The sequence below is a fragment of the Bacteroides sp. HF-162 genome (genome assembly GCF_015679285.1).
In the GTDB taxonomy this organism is placed as follows: domain Bacteria; phylum Bacteroidota; class Bacteroidia; order Bacteroidales; family Bacteroidaceae; genus Bacteroides; species Bacteroides uniformis.
Genome location: NZ_CP064937.1, coordinates 2,609,395 through 2,633,362 on the forward strand (window position 1 = coordinate 2,609,395; position 23,968 = coordinate 2,633,362).

Consider the following 23,968-nt stretch of genomic DNA (forward strand, 5'->3'; position numbering starts at 1 on the left):
GTCCCGGTGGAACTTTTCTTCAGGAAGAAAAGAGGGGTTTCCGTATAAAACTCAGATATGTGGCCTTCGGGCAGACAGGAGGAGGGTTACAGTATGCCCGAACGTACCCGGCTCAGTGTTTCGGGGGTCATCAGCAGATAGGACGCAATATGCGACAAAGGAGCCCGCTTGATGACCTCGGGCTGTTGTTCCATGAGTTGGGTGTAGCGTTCGCGTGCAGTCTCAAATCGCCAGGAATCAGCCTTTATTTGTGAGACAATCAGGGAATATTCCAGAATCTTTCGGTAGAACATGTTTATTTCCCATGAAATTTCGGTGAGCGTCAACAGCTTGTTGTACGGCAACAGATATACGACGCTCGGCTCAAGCGCCTCAATCATGAGATGGGTGGGTTCCTGCTTCAGAGTACTTTCGATGCAGATGATGATGCAGCCTTCATAGGAAAAGTGCTCGGTGACGTCTTTGCCATTCTTATAATAGAATTGGCGCAGCATACCTTTTCCTACAAGTACGATATTATGGCTTACCTGCCCTTCATTGAGTAACAATGCGCCTTTCTCGACTTCCTTGCGGATGAGGATTTTCTCTATCAGCTTTCTTCCTTCGGGGGCCATACTCGGATAACGGGAATTGACAGTGGCGTCTACGGTTTCTTTCAATAATGCATCCATAAGACCATGATTTATTTGTTCGGTAAGCAAGACCGGTAAAGTTCGGTCCGCTTCTGCTTTCGGGGAGCAAAGATAGGACTTTTGGAATTAAAAACAATTTCGGATGAAGCTTTTGTTTACCCATTTCATGCCATACCAACGGCGGACGAAAATGAATCCACGGATATTCTCGTCCAATAGGAAGGCTACCCACATGCCGCAGATACCCCATCCGAGGGGGATTCCGAAAAGGTATCCCGCTCCTACAGCCACGCTCCACTGCACTACCAGGCCTACATAGAAAGGATAGTTGACGTCGCCTGCTGCACGAAGGGCGTTGGTGGCGAAAATGTTGATGGGGCGTCCAATTTCGAGGAGGATATCTATAATAAGGATGGTGGCCCCCATGCGTATGATGTCGGGATTGGACGTGAGCCAGCCAAAGATGGCATGCCCCGAAAGGGCGAGGATGCAGGACAGCATGACGGTAATCATGACGGATTTCTTCATGACGTATTTTCCCATAAGGAAGGCTGCGTGAGGTTTCTTCTCGCCTATCAGATGCCCGATACAGATGGCGCCGCCTTGTGCCATGGAGATGCTGAACAGATAAGCGAACATGATGATGTTGACACAATAGGTACGGGTGGCGAGCGCTTCCACTCCCAGCATGTTGATGAAGTAGGTGATGACGACTTGCGACGAGCTGTACGACAATTGTTCGCCGGCGGAGGGCAGGCCTACCTTCATCAGGTTCTTTAGTTCTATCCACGGAAAAGGGCGGAAGTATGCCGGTGGGAAACGGTGGATGTGCTTGCGGAACAGTATGACGAACAGTATAATCATGGAGACACCCCGGCTGAAGGCTGTGGAGATGGCGGCGCCTTCCACGCCCAGTTCCGGAAAGCCGAAGCGGCCGAAGATGAGGGAGTAGTTGCCGATGATATTGAGGATATTGACTACGACGGTGACCATCATCGGGTAGATGGCCTTGTTGGCACTGCGCAGGGAGGCGGAGAGGGTGAGGGATAGTGCCTGGAAGAAGGCGAAAGCGCCTACGATACGCATATAGTCCATGCCGTCCTGCATCAGTTCAGCGGTGAGCCCCATCAGCCGGAGGATGGGATGGGCGCAGGAGAACAGTACCAGGCTGACCGTGATACCTACCGCCAGGTTGACGAGGATGGATACGCCGACTACTTGCACTACTTTCTTGTGTAGTTTCGCACCGAGATACTGGGAACACAGAACGGACGTTCCGAGGTTGATGACTTCGAAAACGAGGAAAGTGAGCATGATAATTTGGTTGACTACCCCTACGGCGGCAACACTGTTGTCCGAGTGGCGGCTCAGCATGATGGTGTCCACCGCACCGAGCATCATGATGAGAAGTGTCTCTATAAAAATGGGGGCGGCCAGCTTGGCAAGCCGCTTTTTCAGGCTTTCTTGTTGTATCATTGTCCGTGTATGTGCACTATACTTTAAAAATCGCGCAAAGATAAGGAAAGGTTGAAAAGGACGGTTTGATATGTATCAAATTTTTTTTCTTGTTTTAGGGTTTGAGTGTTAACGTGTTATCTCAAATTGTATGAAAACGGTGAAAAAAATATGTAGGAAAGATTTGCACAGTCCAAAAGTTTGCCCTACATTTGCACCGCATTTGAAAAGAATGCTGGTTATAAAAAAGGAAGTTTGGGTGAGTGGCTGAAACCACCAGTTTGCTAAACTGACGTACGGGTAACCGTACCGGGGGTTCGAATCCCCCAGCTTCCGCCAGATGCACTCTTAGCTCAGTTGGTAGAGCAACTGACTCTTAATCAGTGGGTCCAGGGTTCGAATCCCTGAGGGTGTACAAGACAAATGCGAGGGTGGGTTCATCTAACGGTTAGGATACATGCCTCTCACGCATGGTATACGAGTTCGATTCTCGTACCCACTACAAAAACAAGAAAGCGGTTGACTGATGAAACGGTTAACCGCTTTTTGTTTTTCATTTTTCTGTTGTAATCCGAAAATAGTTTCTATATTTGCACCCGCTATGGCGAAATGTATATTCTATATCTTGTTAGGGTTGTTCCTCATATCGAAGTTCACTTCCGTTTCTGATGATATGGAGGGATGTAAGACACTCCCTACTGCGGATGTGCATTATTTCTCCGGAGCCCAGCACAGCTTGTCGGGGGCAGATGGCAGACAATGCCAGGAAAAAGGGGAGGACGCGAATTATAATTGCCTGGCAGATGCCGGTTGCATAGGAAATACCTTCTCATTACGGCATGCCTCTTGCTCGAAATTGTTGAGGCTTAATCCGGACTTCATTGCCGCCAAGGTTGCGAGAACCCTGAAAACTCTGCTCCCGGAAGAAAAGACAACTTCTTTCCCCTTTACTTTCCATCCCCATAAGATTTCATATAGATATTATGTATATACGCTGAGGCGTATTCTTATTTAGTACTTTCCCTTCCTCTCTTTCGGGAGCCAGAGAGATTGCCCGTCTCCCCATGCCGAGTTTTTCTCTATTTTTTAAGTACTGATAATCAATATATAATGGATTTTCTATTAGATTTTATTCTCCATATCGATCAGTATATGATTGATATAGTGCAGGAATATCATATGTGGGCGTATGCCATATTGTTTCTGATTATTTTCTGCGAAACGGGGCTGGTGGTCACACCTTTCCTGCCGGGCGATTCCCTGCTTTTTGTGGCGGGAGCTATTGCCGCACTGCCCGACATGCCTCTCGAGGTCAATGTGCTGGCTTTGATATTGTTTGTTGCCGCGGTATTGGGCGACTCTTGCAACTACATGATAGGGCATTTCTTCGGGCAAAGGCTCTTCAATAATCCCGATTCCAGAATATTCAAGCAAAGCCATCTCGACAAGACCCATGAGTTCTATAAGAAGTATGGAGGCAAGACAATTATCATAGCTCGTTTTGTGCCTATCGTCCGTACGTTTGCGCCATTCGTGGCGGGGATGGGTAAGATGCATTACTATTACTTCATGCTGTACAACCTGATTGGGGGCGCCTGCTGGATTGCCATCTTCTGTTATGCGGGTTATTTCTTCGGTGACCTTCCGTTTGTACAAGAGAACCTCAAACTGCTGATTGTGGCCATTATTGTGGTTTCCATACTGCCGGCCGTGGTAGAAGTGCTGCGTGCAAGACTGAAACAACGAAAACAAAAATAAATTAATATACTTAGTACATTTATCCATTATGAAGAATTCTTTTTTTAGCCGGTTCACACCGAAAGAACCGAAATTCTTTCCTTTGCTGAAGCAATTGTCTGAGATTTTATTGTCCTCGTCGGCTTTGTTGATAGAAATATTGGGCCATGACTCGCCTGAGAAGAGGGCGGAAGATTATAAACGAATCAAAGATTTGGAGCGCGAGGGCGATAAGCTGACCAATCTGATTCTGGATGAACTGGGCACTACTTTCATTACTCCTTTTGACCGGGAGGATATCCACGACCTGGCTTCGGGCATGGATGATGTGATTGATGGAATAAACAGCTGTGCCAAGCGTATCACTATCTATAATCCGCATCCTATTTCGGACAAGGGGAAAGAGCTGGGACATATGGTTCAACAAGAAGCGGCCCTCATCGGCCAGGCCATGGATGAACTGGAGGCATTCCGCAAGAGTCCGGATAAGCTGCGCGCATATTGCAACCAGATGCATGACATAGAAAACCGGGCAGATGATATTTATGAATTTTTCATCACCAGGCTTTTTGAAGAAGAGAAGGACTGCATTGAACTCATCAAAATCAAGGAGATTATGTATGAGTTGGAAAAAACGACGGACGCAGCCGAACACGTGGGCAAGATTTTGAGGAGCCTGATTGTGAAATACGCATAAACGAACGGACGCATGGAACTATTAGTGATTATCATTGTACTGGCTCTGATATTCGATTATATCAACGGTTTTCATGATGCGGCCAATTCTATTGCCACCATTGTGTCTACCAAAGTGCTTACACCGTTTCAGGCGGTGATATGGGCGGCTTTCTTCAATTTTGTGGCCTTTTTTATCGCCAAGTGTGTCATCGGCGGTTTCGGCATTGCCAACACCGTATCGAAAACGGTGATGGAGCCTTACATTACTTTGCCTATCATTCTGGCCGGCGTGATTGCGGCCATTGCCTGGAATCTGTTCACTTGGTGGAAGGGAATCCCTTCCTCTTCTTCGCACACGCTTATCGGAGGTTTTGCCGGAGCTGCCATCATGGCACACGGTTTTGAGGCCATCCAGTTGAGTATCATTCTGAAGATTGCGGCATTCATTTTTCTGGCTCCCTTGATTGGTATGGTGGTGGCATTCGGTTTTACGTTGTTGGTTTTGTATATTTGCCGCAGGGCGCATCCTCATACGGCCGAGTTGTGGTTCAAGAAACTGCAGCTGGTGTCTTCGGCTTTGTTCAGCATCGGGCACGGTCTGAATGATTCACAGAAGGTAATGGGTATCATTGCTGCGGCCATGATAGCCGGACATTCGGAAGGATTGGGAATGGGGATAAACAGTATTGATGACCTGCCGGACTGGGTGGCATTCTCTTGTTTTACGGCCATTTCACTCGGTACTATGTCCGGTGGGTGGAAGATTGTGAAGACCATGGGAACCAAAATTACGAAGGTGACGCCGCTGGAAGGGGTGGTTGCGGAAACTGCCGGTGCGTTTACGCTCTATCTGACGGAGTATCTGAAGATTCCGGTGAGTACGACACACACCATTACAGGAGCCATTATCGGGGTAGGGGCCACGAAGCGGCTTTCGGCCGTACGCTGGGGAGTTACGAAGAGTCTGATGACCGCCTGGGTGCTGACTATCCCCGTCAGTGCTTTGCTGGCAGCAGGGATTTATTGTATCGTATCTCTTTTTTAGAAGTGCTGCCGCATAAAAAATAGACGGGTTCGTTTTATTTTGCATTAGGTTTGCACTATCTTTGCAGCTTGAAACTGTAAAATAGAATGCACATTGGACTGGCTATATAGTTTATTCGTTGAACACTCCGCTTTGCAGGCGGTTGTGGTACTTTCGTTGATTTCCGCTATCGGATTGGGATTGGGAAAGATACATGTTTGCGGCATTTCATTGGGAGTGACGTTTGTATTCTTTGCCGGCATCATTGCCGGGCATTTCGGGTTGTCCATAGACCCGCAGATGCTGAATTATGCGGAAAGCTTCGGGCTGGTGATATTTGTGTATGCCTTGGGTTTGCAGGTGGGACCGGGCTTTTTCAGTTCTTTCCGTAAAGGAGGGGTACAGCTGAATATGCTCGCCACGGGTGTAGTGCTCATCGGCACCCTGCTGACTGTAGTGGGCAGCTATGGATTGGGAGTATCCCTGCCGGATATGGTGGGCATACTTTGTGGTGCCACGACAAATACACCGGCACTCGGTGCGGCACAGCAGACATTGAAACAGATGGGATTGGAGACCAGTACACCTGCTTTGGGGTGTGCGGTGGCATATCCGCTGGGGGTGGTAGGGGTCATTCTGGCCGTACTGTTCATCCGTAAGACGCTGGCGCATAAGGAAGACCTGGAATTGAAAGAGAAGGATGACGTGAACAAGCCTTATATTGTTGCGTTCCAGGTGCACAATCCTGCCATCTTCAACAAGAGTATCAAGGAAATAGGCGGGCTGAACAGCTATCCGAAGTTTGTGATTTCCCGCTTGTGGCGGGATGGGAATGTGAGTATTCCTACTTCGGAAAAGATTATAAAGGAAGGTGACCGCCTGCTGGTGATTACCTCGGAGAAAAATACACCGGCACTGACCGTGCTCTTCGGCGAGCAGGAGCATACCGACTGGAACAAGGAAGATATAGACTGGAATGCCATTGACAGCCAGCTGATTTCGCAACGTATCGTGGTGACACGTCCGGAGCTGAACGGCAAGAAGCTGGGCTCTCTCCATCTGCGTAATCATTACGGTATCAATATCAGCCGAGTTTATCGCAGTGGCGTGCAGTTGTTGGCCACAGCGGAACTGACCTTGCAATTGGGTGACCGCCTGACCGTAGTGGGCGAAGCCGCTGCCATACAAAATGTGGAGAAGGTGCTGGGCAATGCAGTGAAAAGCCTGAAGGAACCGAACCTAGTGGCGGTATTTATCGGCATTGTCATCGGTCTGGCTTTGGGAGCGATTCCTATTTCCATTCCCGGCATCAGCGCTCCCGTACGGCTCGGATTGGCAGGAGGTCCTATCATCGTAGGTATTCTTATCGGGACATTCGGTCCGAGGATGCACATGGTGACTTATACTACGCGCAGTGCGAACCTGATGCTCCGCGCATTGGGGTTGTCTCTTTATCTGGCTTGCCTGGGACTGGATGCGGGTGCCCATTTCTTCGATACGGTATTCCGGCCGGAAGGACTGTTATGGATTGCCATAGGTTTTGCGCTGACTGTGGTTCCGGTATTGATTATGGGTATCGTTACCTTCAAGTGGCTGAAGATAGATTTCGGAACAATGGCAGGTATGCTGTGCGGAAGCATGGCAAACCCCATGGCGCTGAACTACGCCAACGACACCATCCCGGGAGACAATCCGTCTGTAGCGTACGCTACGGTCTATCCGCTGTGTATGTTTCTACGGGTAATCATAGCCCAAGTGCTGCTCATGTTCTTCATTAATGGATAATGGGGAATGGAGGGCACTATTAATTATCAACTATCAATTATTCAATTAAATAACTATGGGAAATATAACTCCGGAAAGTATTGTCAATGACTTGCGTTATTTGCAATTATTATCACGCAGTTTTCCTACCATTGCTGATGCCAGTACGGAAATCATCAATCTGGAGGCTATTCTAAATCTGCCGAAAGGTACAGAGCATTTTCTGACGGATATTCATGGCGAGTATGAGGCTTTTCAGCATGTGCTGAAGAATGCATCGGGGGCAGTGAAACGTAAGGTGAACGAAATATTCGGGCATACGCTGCGCGAAAGTGAGAAGAAGGAAATCTGTACGTTAATTTATTATCCGGAAGAGAAGCTGCAACTTATCAAGGAGCAGGAAACGGACCTGGATGACTGGTATTTGATAACACTGAACCAGTTGGTAAAAGTATGCCAGAACGTTTCGTCCAAATATACCCGTTCGAAAGTACGCAAGGCACTTCCGGCAGAGTTCTCGTATATCATTCAAGAGCTGTTGCACGAATCGAGCATCGAACCCAACAAACATGCCTATATCAATGTCATAATCAGTACCATTATCTCTACGAAGCGTGCGGATGACTTTATTGTGGCGATGTGCAACCTTATCCAGCGTCTGACCATCGACTCGCTGCATATCGTGGGCGATATATACGACCGCGGACCGGGTGCGCATATTATCATGGATACTCTCTGCGATTATCATAATTTCGACATCCAATGGGGTAACCACGATATTCTGTGGATGGGTGCCGCATCGGGTAATGATGCTTGTATAGCCAACGTAATCCGTATGTCGATGCGCTATGCCAATTTAGCAACACTGGAGGATGGTTATGGCATCAATCTGTTGCCGCTTGCGACGTTTGCCATGGATACCTATGCGGATGACCCTTGCACTATCTTTGCGCCGAAAATGAACTTTGCCGATGCGGAATACAATGAGAAGACCTTGCGGCTGATTACACAGATGCACAAGGCGATTACGGTTATCCAGTTGAAACTGGAGGCGGAAATCATCAGCCGTCGTCCAGAGTTCGGTATGGAGAACCGGAAACTGCTGCATTTGGTGGATTTCGAACGTGGTGTGTTTGTATACGAAGGTAAGGAATATCCTTTGCGCGATGTGAATTTTCCCACCGTAGACCCGGCGGACCCGTATCGTCTGTCGGACGAAGAGCGTGAATTGATGCATCGGATTCATTCTTCTTTCATGAACAGCGAGAAGATGAAGAAGCACATGCGCTGTTTGTTTACGTATGGCGGCATGTATCTGGTGTGCAACAGTAACCTGCTTTATCATGCTTCCGTGCCTCTGAATGCGGACGGCAGTTTCAAACATGTCCGCATCGGCCAAAAGGAATACTGGGGACGCAAGTTGCTGAAAAAGACCGACCAGCTGATACGTACCGCTTACTTTGACGAGGACGGTTCGGACGAGAAACTGTTTGCACTGGATTATGTCTGGTACATGTGGTGCGGACCGGATGCCCCTTCCTTCGATAAAGACAAGATGGCTACCTTTGAACGCTATTTTGTGGCCGACAAAACATTGCATAAGGAGACGAAAGGACATTACTATGCCTTGCGCAACGAAGCGGCGGTGTGTGACCGCATTCTTGAAGAGTTCGGCGTGAAGCCGGGGCCACACTCGCATATCATCAACGGGCATGTACCGGTAAAGACCATTAAAGGTGAGAAGCCTATCAAAGCGGATGGTAAGCTGCTGGTGATTGACGGTGGTTTTTCAAAAGCCTATCAGCCGGAAACGGGAATTGCGGGATATACGCTGGTATATCATTCCCATGGCTTGCAACTGGTGCAGCATGAACCGTTCCAGAGCCGTCAGAAAGCCATTGAAGAAGGGCAAGACATCAAGTCGACAACCCTGGTTGTCGAATTCAATTCGCAGCGTATGATGGTGAAGGATACGGACAAAGGAAGTGAACTCGTTACGCAGATTCAGGATTTGATGAAACTGCTGGTGGCGTATAGGACGGGGCTGATTAAGGAGAAACAATAATTTATAATTTCAGTATCGTCACCCCGCCCTCTACAATGATGCCTTTGTCATAGGTTTTCCCTTGGGTGTAGTAGCGGCTGCCGCCATAACCGCCGGTGAGGAATATGCCGAAGCGGTCGGTCAGGTGGTATTCCAGATTGACACGTGCCTGGAGGGCATAGAGACGTGCCGGAATGCCGTAGTCCTTGTTCTTGAAGGTTTCTATATGTTGGTATCCCAGATCTCCGCTGATAAACAGCTGTTTGTAGAGCGGTAGTTCAAGACCGGCACGGTAGAAGAGGGAAGCGGAAAACTTGTCGCCGAAATCCAGATAATGGGTGCCGCCGCCGAGGATGGTATAGAAGAGCCGGTTCTTGAAACGGGCACCTACATTCAGCTTGGTGGCATTACCACCGAAAAACATCAGTTGAACTTTTGTTTGGGGATTGGCATTGACTAATCCCAACTGGAAACCGTCTAATTTCTCTTTGTAGTAGTTGAATAGACCTATTTGAAGCCCTTTGGCGCGTATAGCCATATTGGCAGCGCCTATTTGTAATCCCCGGGCTGTACCACCCACCACATTGCCCAGGCCGGAAACCTGAACACCGGTCATATCTCCGGCGGTGATGTTGGCAAGGGCGGACATCTGCATGCCATTCAAGTCTTCACCGATTACACTTAACAGGCTGGCCCCTGAAAATCCTTTGAAATTTCCGCCGGAAATATTGGCGAGTCCGGCAAAGTGTATGCCGGAAGCACCTTCTCCGCTGATATTCAACAAGCCGCCTATGGAAGCGCCACGATTATAGTCTCCACTGATGTTTGCCAGACCGGAAATAATGATGCCTTGCGCATGATTTCCGTTGATACCTACCAGTCCCGAAACGGATACTCCGATAAGGTTGTTACCATTGATGTTGGTAATTCCTGCTATCTGCACGCCTCGCATGCTTCCCCCCACCATATTTGACAGACCTGCCATCTGTACACCGTTCACATCCCTGCCGGTTACACTGCCAAGAATATTCATGCCGAGACCATTCAGACGGTTCATGGAGGAGAACACACCCAGATTGAAGCAGGTGCTTCCTACGGTGTCAGTCCGCTGTGTGGAGATGTTTTTCCATAAGGAGATATTGATACCTACCGGGCCATGGTCTGTTCGTGGAGAGTGTTGTTTCCGGAAAGTATTTTCGGAGGATTTCTGAATCGTGTCCGGCTGTACGCTGCCCGGATTATGTTCTTGGGCAAGAGTTGTCCCTGCAATGAGCAGGGATGTAAAGAAGAATAAAAGGAGTTGTTTCATATTGGTTGAACCCTATTGGCTTTATCCTTTGGCCTCCTGATACAAGAAGCGCTTGATAGATTTCTTCGGCGTTTTTTCAAATTCTTCAGGATAGATTTTCATTTTGAATATCTGGCTGTATGCGGGCAGTTCTGCATTCAGTGCCACACGGTTTTCCTCCATGACGCGTTCGATGTCGTCATTGTTCAGCCCATGGGCAAAGGCATCATCGAAGTCGGGATAAACCAGACCTACCAGTTTCTCGTTCTGCTGCACGATGATGCTTTCGGCTACGTACGGCATATTGTTCAGTTTGTCTTCTATCTCTTCCGGGTAGATATTCTGACCGCTCGGGCCGAGTAGCATGTTCTTGCTGCGTCCCTTGATGCTAACGTTGCCTTCGGCATCCATCAGGGCAAGGTCTCCGGTGTGCAGCCAGCCGTCTTTGTCGAGTACCTGCACGGTGGCTTCATCGTTCTTGTAGTAACCCAGCATGACATTGGGACCACGGCAGACAATCTCTCCCGGAATGTTTTCGGGATCGGATGATAGGATTTTCACCTCCATACGCGGTGCGGCCTTTCCGCAAGAACCGGGTTTGAAGCGGGTCCAATCCTCGTAACAGATGATGGGGCCGCATTCCGTCATTCCATAGCCTACCGTATAGGGGAAATCTATCATCTTTAAGAACTGCTCCACTTCCTGGTTGAAGGCAGCTCCTCCTACAATGATTTCTGTAAAGTTTCCGCCAAAGGCTTGAATCATCTGGTCGCGTACGGTCGCTTTTATCTTGTCGTTAATGATGGGTACTTTCAGCAACAGCTTCATGGCGGGAGTTTCCAGCTTGGGCAGTACACTCTTCTTTATAATCTTTTCGATAATGAGCGGAACAGCCACAATCAAGTTAGGCTTCACTTCGGTGAAAGCCTGGAAAATGATTTTGGGGCTGGGCATGCGAGTGAGGAAGAATATGTGGCAACCTACGGCGAATTCATACAGAAACTCGAATGCAAGTCCGTACATATGTGCCATTGGCAGCATGGAGACAATCTTGTCACCGGCTTTCAGCGGCAATACTTCGAAAGCAAAAGTGGTGTTTGACCAAAGGCTGCGGTAGGGCAGCATCACTCCTTTGGAGTAACTGGTGGTGCCGGATGTATAGTTGATGACCGCCAGTTCGTCGGGCTGGTCTTTGTGATAACTGACATGTTCCTTGCGGAAGTTCTTGGGGTATTTCTTACCGAACATTTCGTTGAGATGTTCGCGGGCATAGTCCAACTTTTCGCTGCGGGAGACAAGAATGTAGAAGTCTGCCATCATCATGATGCCCTCCAGCAGCGGCATGGCACTTTCGTTGAGGTTTTCCCAAACCTGGTCGCCTACGAAAAGCAGTTTGGCTTCGGAATGGTTCACGATGTTGTGTACATTGTCTGCCTTGAACTCGTGAAGGATGGGGACGATTACCGCACCGTAGGTCAATGTCGCGAGGAATGTTACGCCCCAGTGGGAACTGTTGCGGCCACAGACGGCAATCTTATCGCCTTTCTTGATGCCGCTTGCCTCGAAAATGATATGCAACTTTTCTATTTTGCGGGCTACGTCCTTATATTGTAGGGTTGCTCCCTTGTAGTCGGTCAGAGCGTCTAAATCCCAATTTTCCTTTATGCTATTCTCTATATAGGCGATAAAACTTTGTTCCATGATATTTAATTGCACATTTGATTGAAAATTGTGCAAATATAAGGGTTTATATATAGAAAGCAAACTTTTATAAGGAAAATAGTTTTTATGGCGGCTATTTGCTAAAACTCGACAGTTATACCTAAAGTAGGCAGGATAGTGCCGCTTTCCTGCTTGAGGTATTTCATTTTATAGCGCTGTTCGGCAACAGGAGCAGACGGATTTTCGATGATGCCCGTACTCATTATCACATCCGGCTGTTTCAGTTTGTTGCCGGTGATATTCTGTATGTCCAGGTAGATTCCTATCATGCAGTGATGGAAATAGAAGGACTTGTCCACACGCAAGTCTAACTGGGCAAAGTTGGGCAGCCGCCCGGTATTATAGTACGCATAGTCGTAGTAGGGCTGTCCTTTGGCATCCCATGCTTCTACGAGTGATGATTTGTCTTCATCATAGGGAGTGTAGGGGCTGCCGCCTATATAGCTTAGCTTGCCTCCTATGCTCCAGCGCCGGGGCAGGTTGTATGTACCGCTCATGTTGAGTATGAAACGGTTGTCCCAGGCAGATGGAATGAAGTCTTCATTTGAACGGTTGCGGTATTCGCTGCGGTATAAGGTGAAGGAGGATACGAGATTGAACTTGCCGGATGCCTGCCAGCGGAACATGGTTTCCAGTCCGTAGGCCCTGCCGCTGGCTGTAGGGACGAGTGCTTCGTTGCCGGTGACACCGTAATCGTTTCCTTTGCATGCCAACGGAATGTTGTCTTGGAGGGAAAGTGGCATACGGCTGTAACGCTTGAAGAAACCTTCTGCAGAAACCATGAACCGGTCTTGCAGGTGCCAGTCCAGACCGAGGCTGCTTTCAAAGACCTGCATGTACTTTAGGCCTTTGTTGAGATATTGCCCTTCATTGTCTTTATATCCCAAAGCGGTGTAGGGAGGCAATTGGTGGTAGAGGCCGGTACTTCCGCTCAGGGTCCATTGTTCCGAGAGTTTGTAGGATGCAGAGAGGCGTGGGGAGAACTGTTTCCATAGCTGCCGCATCTTTCGGTTGTAAGTGTTGCCGTCCATACGGATACCGGCGGAAAGGGCCAGACGCTTGTCGGCGGTGGTATAGTCGGAAGAGAAGAAAGCCCCCCAGCCGAAGATGTTGAGTGAGGTTTCGTAGATGGAAAGCGTACCCGAATGACTGCCGTATAGTCTTTGCCGGCTGTGGTTTGTATAGATGGAGTTGTTCAGTTCTGCTCCTTCTTTTAGGGTCCATGCTCCCAAGCGCGTCTGGTTTTCAAAACGCAGGGTGGTCTTTTGCTCTGTGGAGCGTAGGCGCAGGGTCAGGTTGTCTTCGGAAGAGTCATCGTTGTTGCGGTATTTCAGATTGCGGTTGTTCAGGTAGTTATGGCTCAGTATAAGGGATTGCACGTGTCTTCCATTGTAGTGTCTGTAAGAGGCTCCGAGAGTGAATGTTTCCTGATGGATGGTGGGGAGATAGCTGAGCAGATATTCGGCATCTTCTCCTTTTTCATCGGTATTCAGTTTCATCTTGTCAATGCCTACGAGACCAAGCAGGGTCAGCTCGCTGTGCTTGTTGAAACGGGTTTTTGTTTTGAATTGTCCGTCAATGAAATTGGGCAGGAAGGGCGGTCCCAAAGCCTTGAACAAAAGTTGCAGGTAGGACTGGCGTGCGGAGAACAGATAAGTGGTGCGCTGCCCCAGATGGCCTGCTCCGCTGAGCGAGACTTCCGATGCACCGATGGTGGCTTTGAACGCCTGCTTGTCCGGATTGCCGTCCTTGAGGCGGAAGTCGAGGACGGAACTCAAGGCTCCGGAGCGGTTGGCGGGGAAGGCGCCCGTATAAAATGTAATCTCGCGTATCAGGTCGGCATTGACAATGCTTACCGGTCCTCCGGATGCACCTTGAGTGGCAAAGTGGTTGATGTTGGGAATTTCGATGCCATCCATATAAAAGCGGTTTTCGGAAGGAGAACCGCCCCGAACAATCAAGTCGTTTCGATAGCCGATGGGAGAGAAAGAGACACCGGGATAGGAGCGTACGATGCGCGAGACATCCCGGTTGGCTCCGGGACTTTTCTCTATTTCCTGCAGGCCGATGATACGCATGCTGACCGGGCTTTCGATACTTCGCCGGAAGGGGGAAGGCATCACCACTACTGTGTTCAGCAGATTGGCATCCTCTTCCATCTCTATCTCAATGAGCGGAGTTGAGGCTGAAACGATATATTCGGGGGTGGAAACAGTCTGGTATCCTATGCAGGATGCCTCAAGGCTATAAATGCCCGGAGGCACCTGCTCTATCTTGAATGTGCCGAGTGAATCGGTGGAAGCCCCTTTCCCGGGGATACCGGCAACGAAAACGTTGGCGTAGGCCACGGGTTGTCTGGACTGTCTGTCGATGACTTTGCCGCGAACGGAATAGGTCACGGGAACCATCATGGCATGTACGGTTGGGCTGATACCTGATAAAAGTATCAGCAATATAAACAATACAGCCCCCACCTTGTGCCGCATGACATTCATGGCTAATCAGACGTCACTAATTACTTTCCCAAGTACCATCGGTACATGCGTTGCACACCTTCCTCGATATCAATCTTATGATGCCATCCCAATGCATGTAACTTGCCGGGATCGGTCAGTTTGCGCATGGTGCCGTCGGGTTTGGAAGTGTCGAAGGTCAGCCGGCCTTGATAACCTACGGTGTTGACAATCAGTTCTGCCAACTGGCGGATAGTGATTTCCTTGCCCGTACCGATATTGATGTGGCAGTTGCGGATTTCCTTGTCGTCCGGCTTGAAGGTATCTTTGAAGTCGACGTGTTCCATGACGAAGACGCTGGCATCTGCCATCTCCTCGCTCCAGAGGAATTCGCGCAAGGGGGTGCCGGTACCCCATAATCTCACTTCTTCTTCTCTGATGCCGTATTTCCGGAGGATATTCAGAATGTTCTCTTTGCTGCTGTCGCCGTTGATGCCTTCTACCGGACGCAGGTTCATGTCGTGGCGTACGGCATTCCAGTCGCCTTGTTTCAGGCAGTGGGCAAGGTGTATCTTGCGTATCATGGCGGGGAGCACGTGGCTGCGTTCCAGGTCGAAGTTGTCGTTGGGGCCGTAAAGGTTGGTGGGCATCACGGCAATGTAGTTCGTACCATATTGAAGATTGAAGCTTTCGCACATTTTCAGTCCGGCTATTTTGGCGATGGCATAGGGCTCGTTAGTGTATTCCAGCGGAGAAGTGAGGAGTGCATCTTCTTTCATCGGTTGTTCGGCATCACGGGGATAGATGCAGGTACTGCCAAGAAAGAGAAGCTTTTTCACTCCGTGGCGGAAGCTTTCGCCGATAACGTTCTGCTGTATCTGCAGGTTCTTGTAGATGAAATCGGCACGGTAGATACTGTTGGCCATAATGCCACCCACAAAAGCGGCGGCAAGGAATACATATTCAGGCTGCTCCTCGTCGAAGAAGCGGCGTACGGCAACTCCGTCGAGCAGATCGAGTTCTTTGTGGGTCTTGCCGATGAGATTGGTGTATCCTTTCTCCTGAAGATTTTTCCAGATGGCAGAACCTACCAGTCCCCGGTGGCCTGTTACATATATTTTGGCATTTTTGTCTAACATTATTGTCTGAAAGTTTAATAGTTCATTCAAAGCTCTTTGCTTCTTAAATACAGTTTCTTCACAAATTTCATGTCGTGCTCTGCCATGATGCGTACCAACTCTTCAAAACTGGTCTGCTTCGGATTCCATCCCAGCAGTGTTTTTGCTTTGGTGGGGTCGCCCAGCAATTGTTCCACTTCGGCAGGCCGGAAATATTTGGGGTCGACTTCCACGAGGACTTTTCCGGTCTGTGTGTCGATACCCTTCTCATCCACTTCCTGGCCTTCCCAGCGCAGAGTGATGCCTACCTCCCGGAATGCCAGTGTCGCAAATTCGCGTACGGTATGCATTTCTCCGGTGGCAATGACGAAGTCTTCGGGGGTGTCGTGCTGCAGGATGAGCCACATGCACTCGATGTAGTCTTTGGCATATCCCCAGTCGCGCCGGGCATCCAGATTGCCCAGATACAGCTTGTCCTGGAAGCCTTGGGCGATGCGGGCAGCCGCCAGTGTGATTTTTCTTGTTACGAAGGTTTCACCTCGGCGTTCGCTCTCGTGGTTGAAGAGTATGCCGTTTACAGCAAACATGCCATAGCTTTCGCGGTAGTTCTTTGTAATCCAAAAGCCATATTGTTTGGCTACGCCATAAGGACTGCGGGGATAGAACGGGGTTGTCTCGCTTTGCGGCACTTCCTGTACTTTTCCGAAAAGCTCGGAAGTGGAGGCCTGGTAAATGCGTGTCTTCTTTTCCATACCGAGAATGCGTACGGCTTCGAGCATGCGCAGGGTGCCTACGGCATCGGTTTCGGCGGTATATTCGGGCACGTCGAAGGACACTTTGACATGGCTTTGGGCGGCAAGGTTATATATTTCGTCCGGCTGCACACTCTGGATGATACGGATGAGAGAGCTGGAGTCTGTCATGTCTCCATAGTGCAGGTTAATGGTACGTTTCTGTTTCATGTCGCGTACCCACTCATCGAAGTAGAGGTGTTCGATGCGGCCGGTGTTGAAAGAGGAAGAGCGGCGCAGGATACCGTGCACTTCATATCCTTTCTGCAGGAGGAATTCGGCAAGGAACGAGCCGTCCTGCCCGGTAATGCCGGAGATAAGGGCTTTCTTCATAATGTATGCTTTTTGTTATTATGTCTTTTCGGACTGCAATATTCGTTATTTTCCACGAGATGGCAAAATATAAACTATTTCTTTCCCATCACTTTGTCGATAATCAGCGCAATTGCCCCGTCGCCCGTCACATTGCAGGCAGTACCGAAGCTGTCCATCGCTATGTATAGTGCGATCATCAGCGCTTGTGCCGACTCGTCGAAGCCCAGCATGGATTGCAGGATGCCCAGTGATGCCATGATGGCGCCTCCCGGTACCCCGGGAGCGGCCACCATAGTGATGCCCAGCATGAAGATGAATCCTGCAAATAGAGGGAAATCATGGGGCATGCCTTGCATTATCATCAGTGCCAGGGCGCATGCCACAATCTTCAATGTGCTGCCCGACAGATGGATGGTGGCGCAAAGTGGGATGACGAATCCGGCAATATCGGCAGAGACGCCGTTCTTCCGACTCTGCTCCAATGTTACGGGGATAGTGGCGGCACTGGATTGAGTGCCCAAAGCCGTGAAGTAGGCAGGTATCATCCGTCCCAGTAGTTTGAGAGGGTTCTTGCGGACAAACAGTGCCGCAATGCTGTATTGGAATACCAGGAGAAAGATGTGAAGCAGGAAGATTACACCGATAATCTTAATAAAGACCATCAAGATGCCGAATACTTGTCCACTGTGCGTCATGTTGAGGAAAATGCCGAAAATATAGATGGGAAGCAGCGGCAATATCACTGCACTGATTATGCGGATGACAATCTCTTGAAAATCGCGTGCCGCATTTTTCAGTACCTCACTTTTCAGATGAGCCAGACCCAGCCCCAGTGTGAAGGCAAGTACGAGTGCGGTCATAACATTCATCAAGGGCGGGATGCCCACGGAAAAATAGGGAAGAATGCCTTGAGATTCACTGACTTTTTCTAACGGTACCCCGGTTTCTATGAGGGAAGGAAATACCGCCATACCGGTGAAGTAGGAGAGAAAACCGGAGAATAGAGTAGCTCCGTAAGCAATGAATGCCGTAACGACCAGCATCCGTCCGGTTCCTTTGCCGATGTCAGCAATGGCAATCGTGACCAGTCCCACAATGATGAGGGGGATGGAGAAGTTCAGGAATTCACTGAAAATGGCATTGAATGTTACGAACAGCCGTACCAGCGAAGCCGGTAGGAAATTTCCGAAAAGTATACCTAAGATAATGGCAATGATGATGCGTGGCAATAATCCGATGTGGAAGTTCTTCATGAGCATTGGTTTTCTTTCTGGTTGAAAAATAGGCTTTCGCTGACAAAAGTACTATTTTATTTTCGTAATTCATACGAACAAATGCTGTTAGCATTTTGTTTCCATATAAAGACAAAATTTACATGAATATGAAGAATTTAAATAAAACAGACATTGGACTTATCGGTCTGGCAGTTATGGGCGAGAATTTGGCCCTCAATATGGCAGATAAGGGATGGAATGTTTCGGTATATAATCGTACGGTTCCGGGAGTGGAAGAAGGGGTGGTGGAACGTTTTGTGAACGGCCGCGCCAAAGGGAAAAAAATTGAAGGCTATACAGATATAGCCGAATTTGTAACTTCCATTGCCATACCCCGCAAAATAATGATGATGGTTCGTGCTGGCAGTGCGGTGGATGAGCTGATGGAACAGCTGTTTCCCCATTTGTCCGAAGGGGATATCCTGATTGACGGTGGCAATTCCAATTATGAGGACACCAACCGGCGTGTGGCATTGGCCGAAAAGAAAGGCTTCCGTTTTGTGGGAGCCGGAGTTTCCGGTGGAGAGGAAGGAGCACTGAACGGCGCGTCTATCATGCCCGGAGGCTCTGAAAGTGCCTGGCCTGAGGTGAAGCCTATCCTGCAGAGTATTGCGGCAAAAGCATCTGACGGTACTCCGTGCTGCCAGTGGATTGGTCCTGCCGGTTCCGGTCATTTCGTCAAGATGATACATAACGGTATCGAATATGGAGATATGCAGCTTATTGCCGAAGCTTATTGGGTGATGAAGAATCTGCTGGGTCTGGACAATGGACAGATGGCGGAAATCTTTGCTGATTGGAATGAGGGCAAGTTGCGTAGCTATCTCATTGAAATTACCGCCAACATACTGCGTCATAAGGACAAATCAGAAGGTTACCTGATAGATAAGATATTGGATACTGCCGGACAGAAAGGTACGGGCAAGTGGTCCGTTATCAATGCGATGGAGCTGGGCATGCCGCTGGGGTTGATTGCTACGGCTGTGTTCGAACGTAGTTTGTCGGCACAGAAGGGCTTGCGTGAAACGGCTTCCAAGCAATTTGTATGCCGACGCTCGCAGGCGGTGTACAACAAGTCGGAGATGGTGAAGGATATCTATTCCGCACTCTATGCTTCCAAATTGGTGTCATATGCTCAGGGATTTGCTGTGTTGCAGCGTGCATCCGACGCTTTTGCCTGGAACCTCGATTTGGCATCCATCGCCCGCATGTGGCGGGGTGGCTGCATCATCCGTAGTATTTTCCTGAACGACATAGCTACGGCTTTCGAGGCTAAAGACAAGCCCAAACATCTGCTGTTGGCACCTTATTTCAAAAATGAAATGCAGCTGCTGCTTTCCGGCTGGAAACATCTGGTGGCACAATCCATGAAAGAGGAACTTCCGGTACCTGCATTCTCGTCCGCCTTGAATTATTTCTATTCGCTGGTGTCTGCCAAGTTGCCTGCCAATATGATTCAGGCGCAACGTGACTATTTTGGTGCGCATACCTTTGAAAGGACAGACGAGTTGCGTGGACAGTTTTTCCATGAAAATTGGACGGGACACGGAGGAGATACGAAATCGGGTACGTACAATGTGTGAGAAAGGGGGAGAAGATGATGAATAAATTAGTGATTGTTATATTCGGTGCTTCGGGTGACTTGACGAAGCGCAAACTGATGCCGGCGCTCTATACTTTATATAGTGGCGGGCGGTTGCCGGAAGGATTCTCCATTCTGGGGATAGGACGCACCGAGTATACGGATGCCCGTTACCAAGAATATATAATGGGTGAATTGGGTAAGTTTGTAGCTTCCAAAGAGCAGGTGGAAGATAAAATGAAGGATTTTTGCAGCCATCTGCATTACCAGACTTTGGACCCTGCCGAGGTTGAAGGCTATCATCTGCTGGACGGACGTTTACAAGAGTTTACCGGTGAGAAGAAACCGGACAACCTGCTGTTCTATCTGGCTACTCCACCTTCCTTGTACGGTGTCATTCCCTTGCACTTGAAGGCGGCCGGTCTGAACCGTCCTGATACTCGTATCATCGTTGAAAAGCCGTTCGGTTACGATTTGGAGTCGGCCAGAAAGCTGAATAGCATTTATGCTTCCGTTTTCAAGGAGCATCAGATTTATCGCATCGACCATTTTCTGGGTAAGGAAACGGCGCAGAACATTCTCGCCTTCCGTTTTGCCAACGGAATCTTCGAACCGCTATGGAACCGTAATTATATAGACTATGTGGAGATTACAGCCGTAGAGAATCTGGGTATAGAAGGACGTGGCGGATTCTATGAAGGTGCCGGAGCCCTGCGCGATATGGTACAAAACCACCTCATACAGCTTGTGGCGCTCACTGCATTGGAACCGCCTGCCGTTTTCAATGCCGATAATTTCCGCAACGAGGTGGTGAAGGTCTATGAGTCATTGGCCCCCTTGAAAGAGGAGGATTTGGAGGAACACATTGTCCGCGGACAATATACGGCTTCGGGCTCGAAAGCCGGGTATAGGGAAGAGAAGAACGTGGCACCTGATTCGCGTACCGAAACGTATATTGCCATGAAAATCGGTATTAACAATTGGCGGTGGAAGGGTGTTCCTTTCTATATCCGTACCGGCAAACAAATGCCGACAAAGGTGACTGAGATTGTTGTACATTTCCGTGAGACGCCCCATCAGATGTTCCGTTGCGAGGGTGGACATTGTCCCCGCGCGAATAAGCTGATTCTCCGCTTGCAACCTAATGAAGGCATTGTGCTGAAATTCGGCATGAAGACTCCCGGACCGGGATTTGACGTGAAGCAGGTGATGATGGACTTCAGTTATGACCAGTTGGGCAGGTTGCCTACCGGCGATGCCTATGCCCGTCTGATAGAGGACTGCATACAAGGTGATCCTACACTCTTTACCCGCAGTGACGCGGTAGAGGCTTCATGGCGCTTTTTCGATCCCGTGTTGCGTTATTGGAAAGAGCATACGGATGCTCCTTTATATGGGTATCCCGTAGGTACGTGGGGACCTTTGGAAAGTGAAGCAATGATGCACGAACATGGTGCTGAGTGGACCAATCCGTGTAAGAATTTGACTAATACAGATGAATATTGCGAGTTATGAAAAGTTATGTTTACCATTCGGCTACAGCTACGGCGCATGCGTTGATTGAACATTTGATTGCGATGATGGAGCGTGAACCGGAAAAGACCTTTTATTTTGCATTCAGTGGGGGAAGTACTCCTTCGCTGATGTTTGACATTTGGGCTAACGAATACAAGGAGGTGACTCCTTGGATGCGGATGCGGATTTATTGGGTGGACGAACGGTGTGTGCCGGCAGAGGATTATGAGAGCAATTATGGTACCATGCGCCGTTTGCTGTTGGATGAAGTAGGCATGCCCGATGAATACGTTTACCCTATTTATGGAGTGAACCGCCCGGAGATTGAAGCAAAGAACTATTCGACGCTGGTTTGCCGCACGGTTCCGCTTTGGGGTGGCTTCCCGGCCTTCGATGTCGTTTTGCTCGGTGCTGGAGACGACGGGCATACCTCCTCTATCTTTCCGGGGCAGGAGTATCTGCTTTCTTCCTTTCATCCTTATGAGGTGAGTGTCAATCCCTATAATGGGCAGAAACGCATAGCCATGACCGGCTGCCTTTTGTTTGCTGCGAAGAATCTTATTTTCTTTGTTACTGGCAAGAATAAGGCGGATGTGGTCCGCGATATTCTTGATTCCGGGGATACCGGTCCGGCAGCTTATGTGGCCCACCATGCCGAGCGTGTGGAATTGTTCCTCGATGCTCAGGCCAATGGCGGGAAAATGTTTACTTAGATGTGCCGCTCTCCAGAATGCTTACAATGGAGAATAATGTAAAGCAGATGCCTCCCAAACCAGCCAGTACACGTGCAGGTACAAAATAGGCATTGTGCAGGTTTGCCATCTCAAACAGAAAGGAGGAGAGAAACAGACAAGCCAGGGCCGTGAAGACCGGAATCAGCGGGATGCGGTTGGCCAGCTTGAAAGTGTTCCGCCAGATGGCGGCAAGCAGGATGACTTTGCTGGAAATGCTGTAGCATACCAGCCCCAGACCTATCATAATATATCCTGTGGAGGAGAGTGCCGGATTGCTGTTGGCTAAGACCAGAAGTCCCCAGAGAATGCTGATGCTGCCCATTATCAAAACAAGGGCTGGCCACCGTTTTCGCTCAGCCTTTGTATAGTTGTTGCGTATCTGGCGGACGATGGTTGCAACCAGCGCCACCAGGCTGGAACAGATACAAGCAAGTCCTGCCATGACATGGCCTGCTACATAATATGCATTGTGCCCGCTGCTTTTTGACAATAGCCAGAAGGCCCATATCCATGCCATTACTGCCATAAGGGTGGCAACTGCTATTAGGATATATCCCTGGGAGGAATTGAATGCATCGGCAGGTTGTAGCTGGTCGGTACGTTCCGAGTTGGCGGGAATGAGGGTGAAGCGGGTGGAGGCTGTGGCTGTGGTAGCTACACAAGCTGTGATGAAACCGGCTCCGCAAATCACGTGTCCTGCTACGAAATTGCTTGCCGTGGCAGCTTCATGCATATAATTCCAACCATAGATTACTGTGAGTACGGCTGCCAGGTAACCGATAACCGGAAGTGCGTATCTGGCTATCGGATTGTAGGTATGAATAATTTGTCTAATGATTGTTGCCGCTGTGGCGAACAAGGCAATGCAAATCATCCCTAAGGAAAATACTACCGGACCGGCCACAAATTTTGCCGAGTCCACTCCTTCGTGGAGCACAAAGGCTCCGTAGCCGAAACAGAAAAGGGCCATCAACAAGGGTATGGCCCTGAAAAGAATACTGATACCGTAATTCATAACTGTTGTTTTTAGAGTTTCCCCTTCAAACAGCGTTTCTGCGGTTTTGTTCCTTCTTTTAAGATTTATTTGTGATGAGAAGTGCTTGTCTGTCCGTATTTAGGGAGCCAGCCTCTCCTTTTTCCAGCTGCCATCCGCTTGTTGGGAATAGAGGAAACGGTCGTGTAGCCTGCTTTCCCGTCCTTGCCAGAATTCAAAACGGAAAGGGGTGACGGCAAAACCTCCCCAGTTGTCGGGACGTTTGATACTTTGCCCTACCCATGTTGCCGCTTCGCGGACGAACGCGCGCATTATCTCCATACGGCTGCCAATGACGTGACTTTGGGGTGAAATCCTCGCCCCGATTTTACTTTTGTAAGGTCTGCTTGCAAAATAGGTGTCAGAATCGGCAGGAGCGCATCTTTCAGCTTTTCCTTCAATGTGTATTTGCCTTTCCAGTTTGTGCCATACGAAAGATAAGGATATATACGGATTTGCAGTCAGTTGCCGGCCTTTCCTGCTTTCGTAGTTGGTGAAGAAGATGAACCGGCCATTTTCCACCCCTTTCAGCAACACTGTGCGTGTAGAGGGATGCCCGTCTGTCGAGGCTGTAGCTACCGTCATGGCGGTGGACTCGTACTCATCACTATGGATAGCATCGTTCAGCCAATGGTCGAATTGCTCAAGGGGATTGTCGTTGAGGTTACCCGGCGTCAGTCTGCCTTTCTTATATTCTCTTCTGATGTCAAAGAGTTGTGATTTCATTATCGTGTGGTTTTATCAAGAATGATGTTTTTCTATGTAACAGTCTGAGAGGGCTGAATGTTTTTGTTTCTCTGCGGAAAGAA

General features: G+C 49.1%; 19 protein-coding genes and 3 tRNA genes. 12 read left to right on the forward strand and 10 right to left on the reverse strand.

Features of this window, described 5'->3' with window-relative positions:
• Nucleotides 1–86: 86 nt before the first annotated feature.
• Complete coding sequence (locus ITJ87_RS10590) at nt 87–671, reverse strand: Crp/Fnr family transcriptional regulator (protein WP_117966598.1); 585 nt, start codon at nt 669–671, stop codon at nt 87–89.
• A gap of 87 nt (nt 672–758) precedes the next feature.
• Entirely contained in the window at nt 759–2,108 is a 1,350-nt protein-coding gene (locus tag ITJ87_RS10595) for an MATE family efflux transporter (protein WP_117966595.1), read from the reverse strand.
• 228 nt (nt 2,109–2,336) lie between these two features.
• On the opposite strand from ITJ87_RS10595, the gene ITJ87_RS10600 reads away from it, so the two are divergent.
• The 9 genes from ITJ87_RS10600 (at nt 2,337) to ITJ87_RS10640 (ending at nt 9,355) form a co-directional block, all read left to right on the forward strand.
• A tRNA-Ser gene (locus ITJ87_RS10600) sits at nt 2,337–2,426 on the forward strand.
• A 3-nt stretch (nt 2,427–2,429) separates the two neighbouring features.
• A tRNA-Lys gene (locus ITJ87_RS10605) sits at nt 2,430–2,502 on the forward strand.
• A gap of 15 nt (nt 2,503–2,517) precedes the next feature.
• A tRNA-Glu gene (locus tag ITJ87_RS10610) sits at nt 2,518–2,589 on the forward strand.
• 99 nt (nt 2,590–2,688) lie between these two features.
• Nucleotides 2,689–3,102: a hypothetical protein gene (locus ITJ87_RS10615; RefSeq protein WP_005828038.1), complete on the forward strand. Its 414-nt coding sequence runs from the start codon at nt 2,689–2,691 to the stop codon at nt 3,100–3,102.
• A 95-nt stretch (nt 3,103–3,197) separates the two neighbouring features.
• Nucleotides 3,198–3,845, forward strand: coding sequence for a DedA family protein (locus ITJ87_RS10620; protein WP_005828039.1), 648 nt, complete (start codon nt 3,198–3,200; stop codon nt 3,843–3,845).
• A gap of 28 nt (nt 3,846–3,873) precedes the next feature.
• Entirely contained in the window at nt 3,874–4,521 is a 648-nt protein-coding gene (locus ITJ87_RS10625; protein WP_057088281.1) for a DUF47 domain-containing protein, read from the forward strand.
• A 12-nt stretch (nt 4,522–4,533) separates the two neighbouring features.
• Entirely contained in the window at nt 4,534–5,547 is a 1,014-nt protein-coding gene (locus ITJ87_RS10630) for an inorganic phosphate transporter (protein WP_117601485.1), read from the forward strand.
• Between the two features lie 93 nt (nt 5,548–5,640).
• Nucleotides 5,641–7,311: a putative transporter gene (locus tag ITJ87_RS10635; RefSeq protein ID WP_117966592.1), complete on the forward strand. Its 1,671-nt coding sequence runs from the start codon at nt 5,641–5,643 to the stop codon at nt 7,309–7,311.
• A 55-nt stretch (nt 7,312–7,366) separates the two neighbouring features.
• The gene (locus ITJ87_RS10640) at nt 7,367–9,355 is read left to right on the forward strand and encodes a fructose-1,6-bisphosphatase (RefSeq protein WP_117966589.1); all 1,989 of its coding nucleotides are present in this window, start codon (nt 7,367–7,369) and stop codon (nt 9,353–9,355) included.
• Between the two features lies 1 nt (nt 9,356).
• Here ITJ87_RS10640 and ITJ87_RS10645 read toward each other — a convergent pair whose 3' ends face one another.
• From ITJ87_RS10645 to ITJ87_RS10670, 6 genes are all read right to left on the reverse strand, one after another.
• Nucleotides 9,357–10,643, reverse strand: coding sequence for an LA_2272 family surface repeat-containing protein (locus tag ITJ87_RS10645; RefSeq protein ID WP_117966586.1), 1,287 nt, complete (start codon nt 10,641–10,643; stop codon nt 9,357–9,359).
• A gap of 21 nt (nt 10,644–10,664) precedes the next feature.
• A complete protein-coding gene (locus ITJ87_RS10650; RefSeq protein ID WP_117601488.1) occupies nt 10,665–12,323 on the reverse strand; it encodes a long-chain fatty acid--CoA ligase in 1,659 nt (552 codons plus the stop codon).
• A 101-nt stretch (nt 12,324–12,424) separates the two neighbouring features.
• Complete coding sequence (locus ITJ87_RS10655; protein WP_117966583.1) at nt 12,425–14,839, reverse strand: TonB-dependent receptor; 2,415 nt, start codon at nt 14,837–14,839, stop codon at nt 12,425–12,427.
• 20 nt (nt 14,840–14,859) lie between these two features.
• A complete protein-coding gene (locus tag ITJ87_RS10660) occupies nt 14,860–15,936 on the reverse strand; it encodes a GDP-L-fucose synthase (protein WP_117966580.1) in 1,077 nt (358 codons plus the stop codon).
• Nucleotides 15,937–15,962: 26 nt separating this feature from the next.
• A complete protein-coding gene (gmd, locus tag ITJ87_RS10665) occupies nt 15,963–17,039 on the reverse strand; it encodes a GDP-mannose 4,6-dehydratase (protein WP_117966577.1) in 1,077 nt (358 codons plus the stop codon).
• Nucleotides 17,040–17,113: 74 nt separating this feature from the next.
• Nucleotides 17,114–18,274 (reverse strand): dicarboxylate/amino acid:cation symporter, encoded by a 1,161-nt coding sequence (locus ITJ87_RS10670; protein ID WP_117966635.1) that lies wholly within the window; start codon nt 18,272–18,274, stop codon nt 17,114–17,116.
• A gap of 128 nt (nt 18,275–18,402) precedes the next feature.
• Between ITJ87_RS10670 and gnd the strand changes: the two genes are divergently transcribed.
• From gnd to pgl, 3 genes are read left to right on the forward strand one after another with little or no spacing between them, the layout of a single operon-like run.
• On the forward strand, nt 18,403–19,878 hold the full coding sequence (gnd, locus tag ITJ87_RS10675) for a decarboxylating NADP(+)-dependent phosphogluconate dehydrogenase (protein ID WP_117966632.1): 1,476 nt from the start codon (nt 18,403–18,405) through the stop codon (nt 19,876–19,878).
• Between the two features lie 17 nt (nt 19,879–19,895).
• Nucleotides 19,896–21,392 (forward strand): glucose-6-phosphate dehydrogenase, encoded by a 1,497-nt coding sequence (gene zwf, locus ITJ87_RS10680; RefSeq protein WP_117966629.1) that lies wholly within the window; start codon nt 19,896–19,898, stop codon nt 21,390–21,392.
• A complete protein-coding gene (pgl, locus tag ITJ87_RS10685) occupies nt 21,389–22,105 on the forward strand; it encodes a 6-phosphogluconolactonase (protein ID WP_117966574.1) in 717 nt (238 codons plus the stop codon). Before zwf ends, pgl begins: the two co-directional genes overlap by 4 nt.
• On the opposite strand, the gene ITJ87_RS10690 is transcribed toward pgl, so the two are convergent.
• Complete coding sequence (locus tag ITJ87_RS10690; RefSeq protein WP_117966571.1) at nt 22,098–23,141, reverse strand: DUF2776 family protein; 1,044 nt, start codon at nt 23,139–23,141, stop codon at nt 22,098–22,100. The two genes, pgl and ITJ87_RS10690, sit on opposite strands and share 8 nt — an antisense overlap.
• Nucleotides 23,142–23,240: 99 nt before the next feature.
• Nucleotides 23,241–23,885 carry a pyridoxamine 5'-phosphate oxidase gene (pdxH, locus tag ITJ87_RS10695; RefSeq protein WP_117966568.1) on the reverse strand — a complete coding sequence of 215 codons (645 nt, stop codon included), beginning with the start codon at nt 23,883–23,885 and terminating at the stop codon, nt 23,241–23,243.
• Nucleotides 23,886–23,968: the final 83 nt, after the last annotated feature.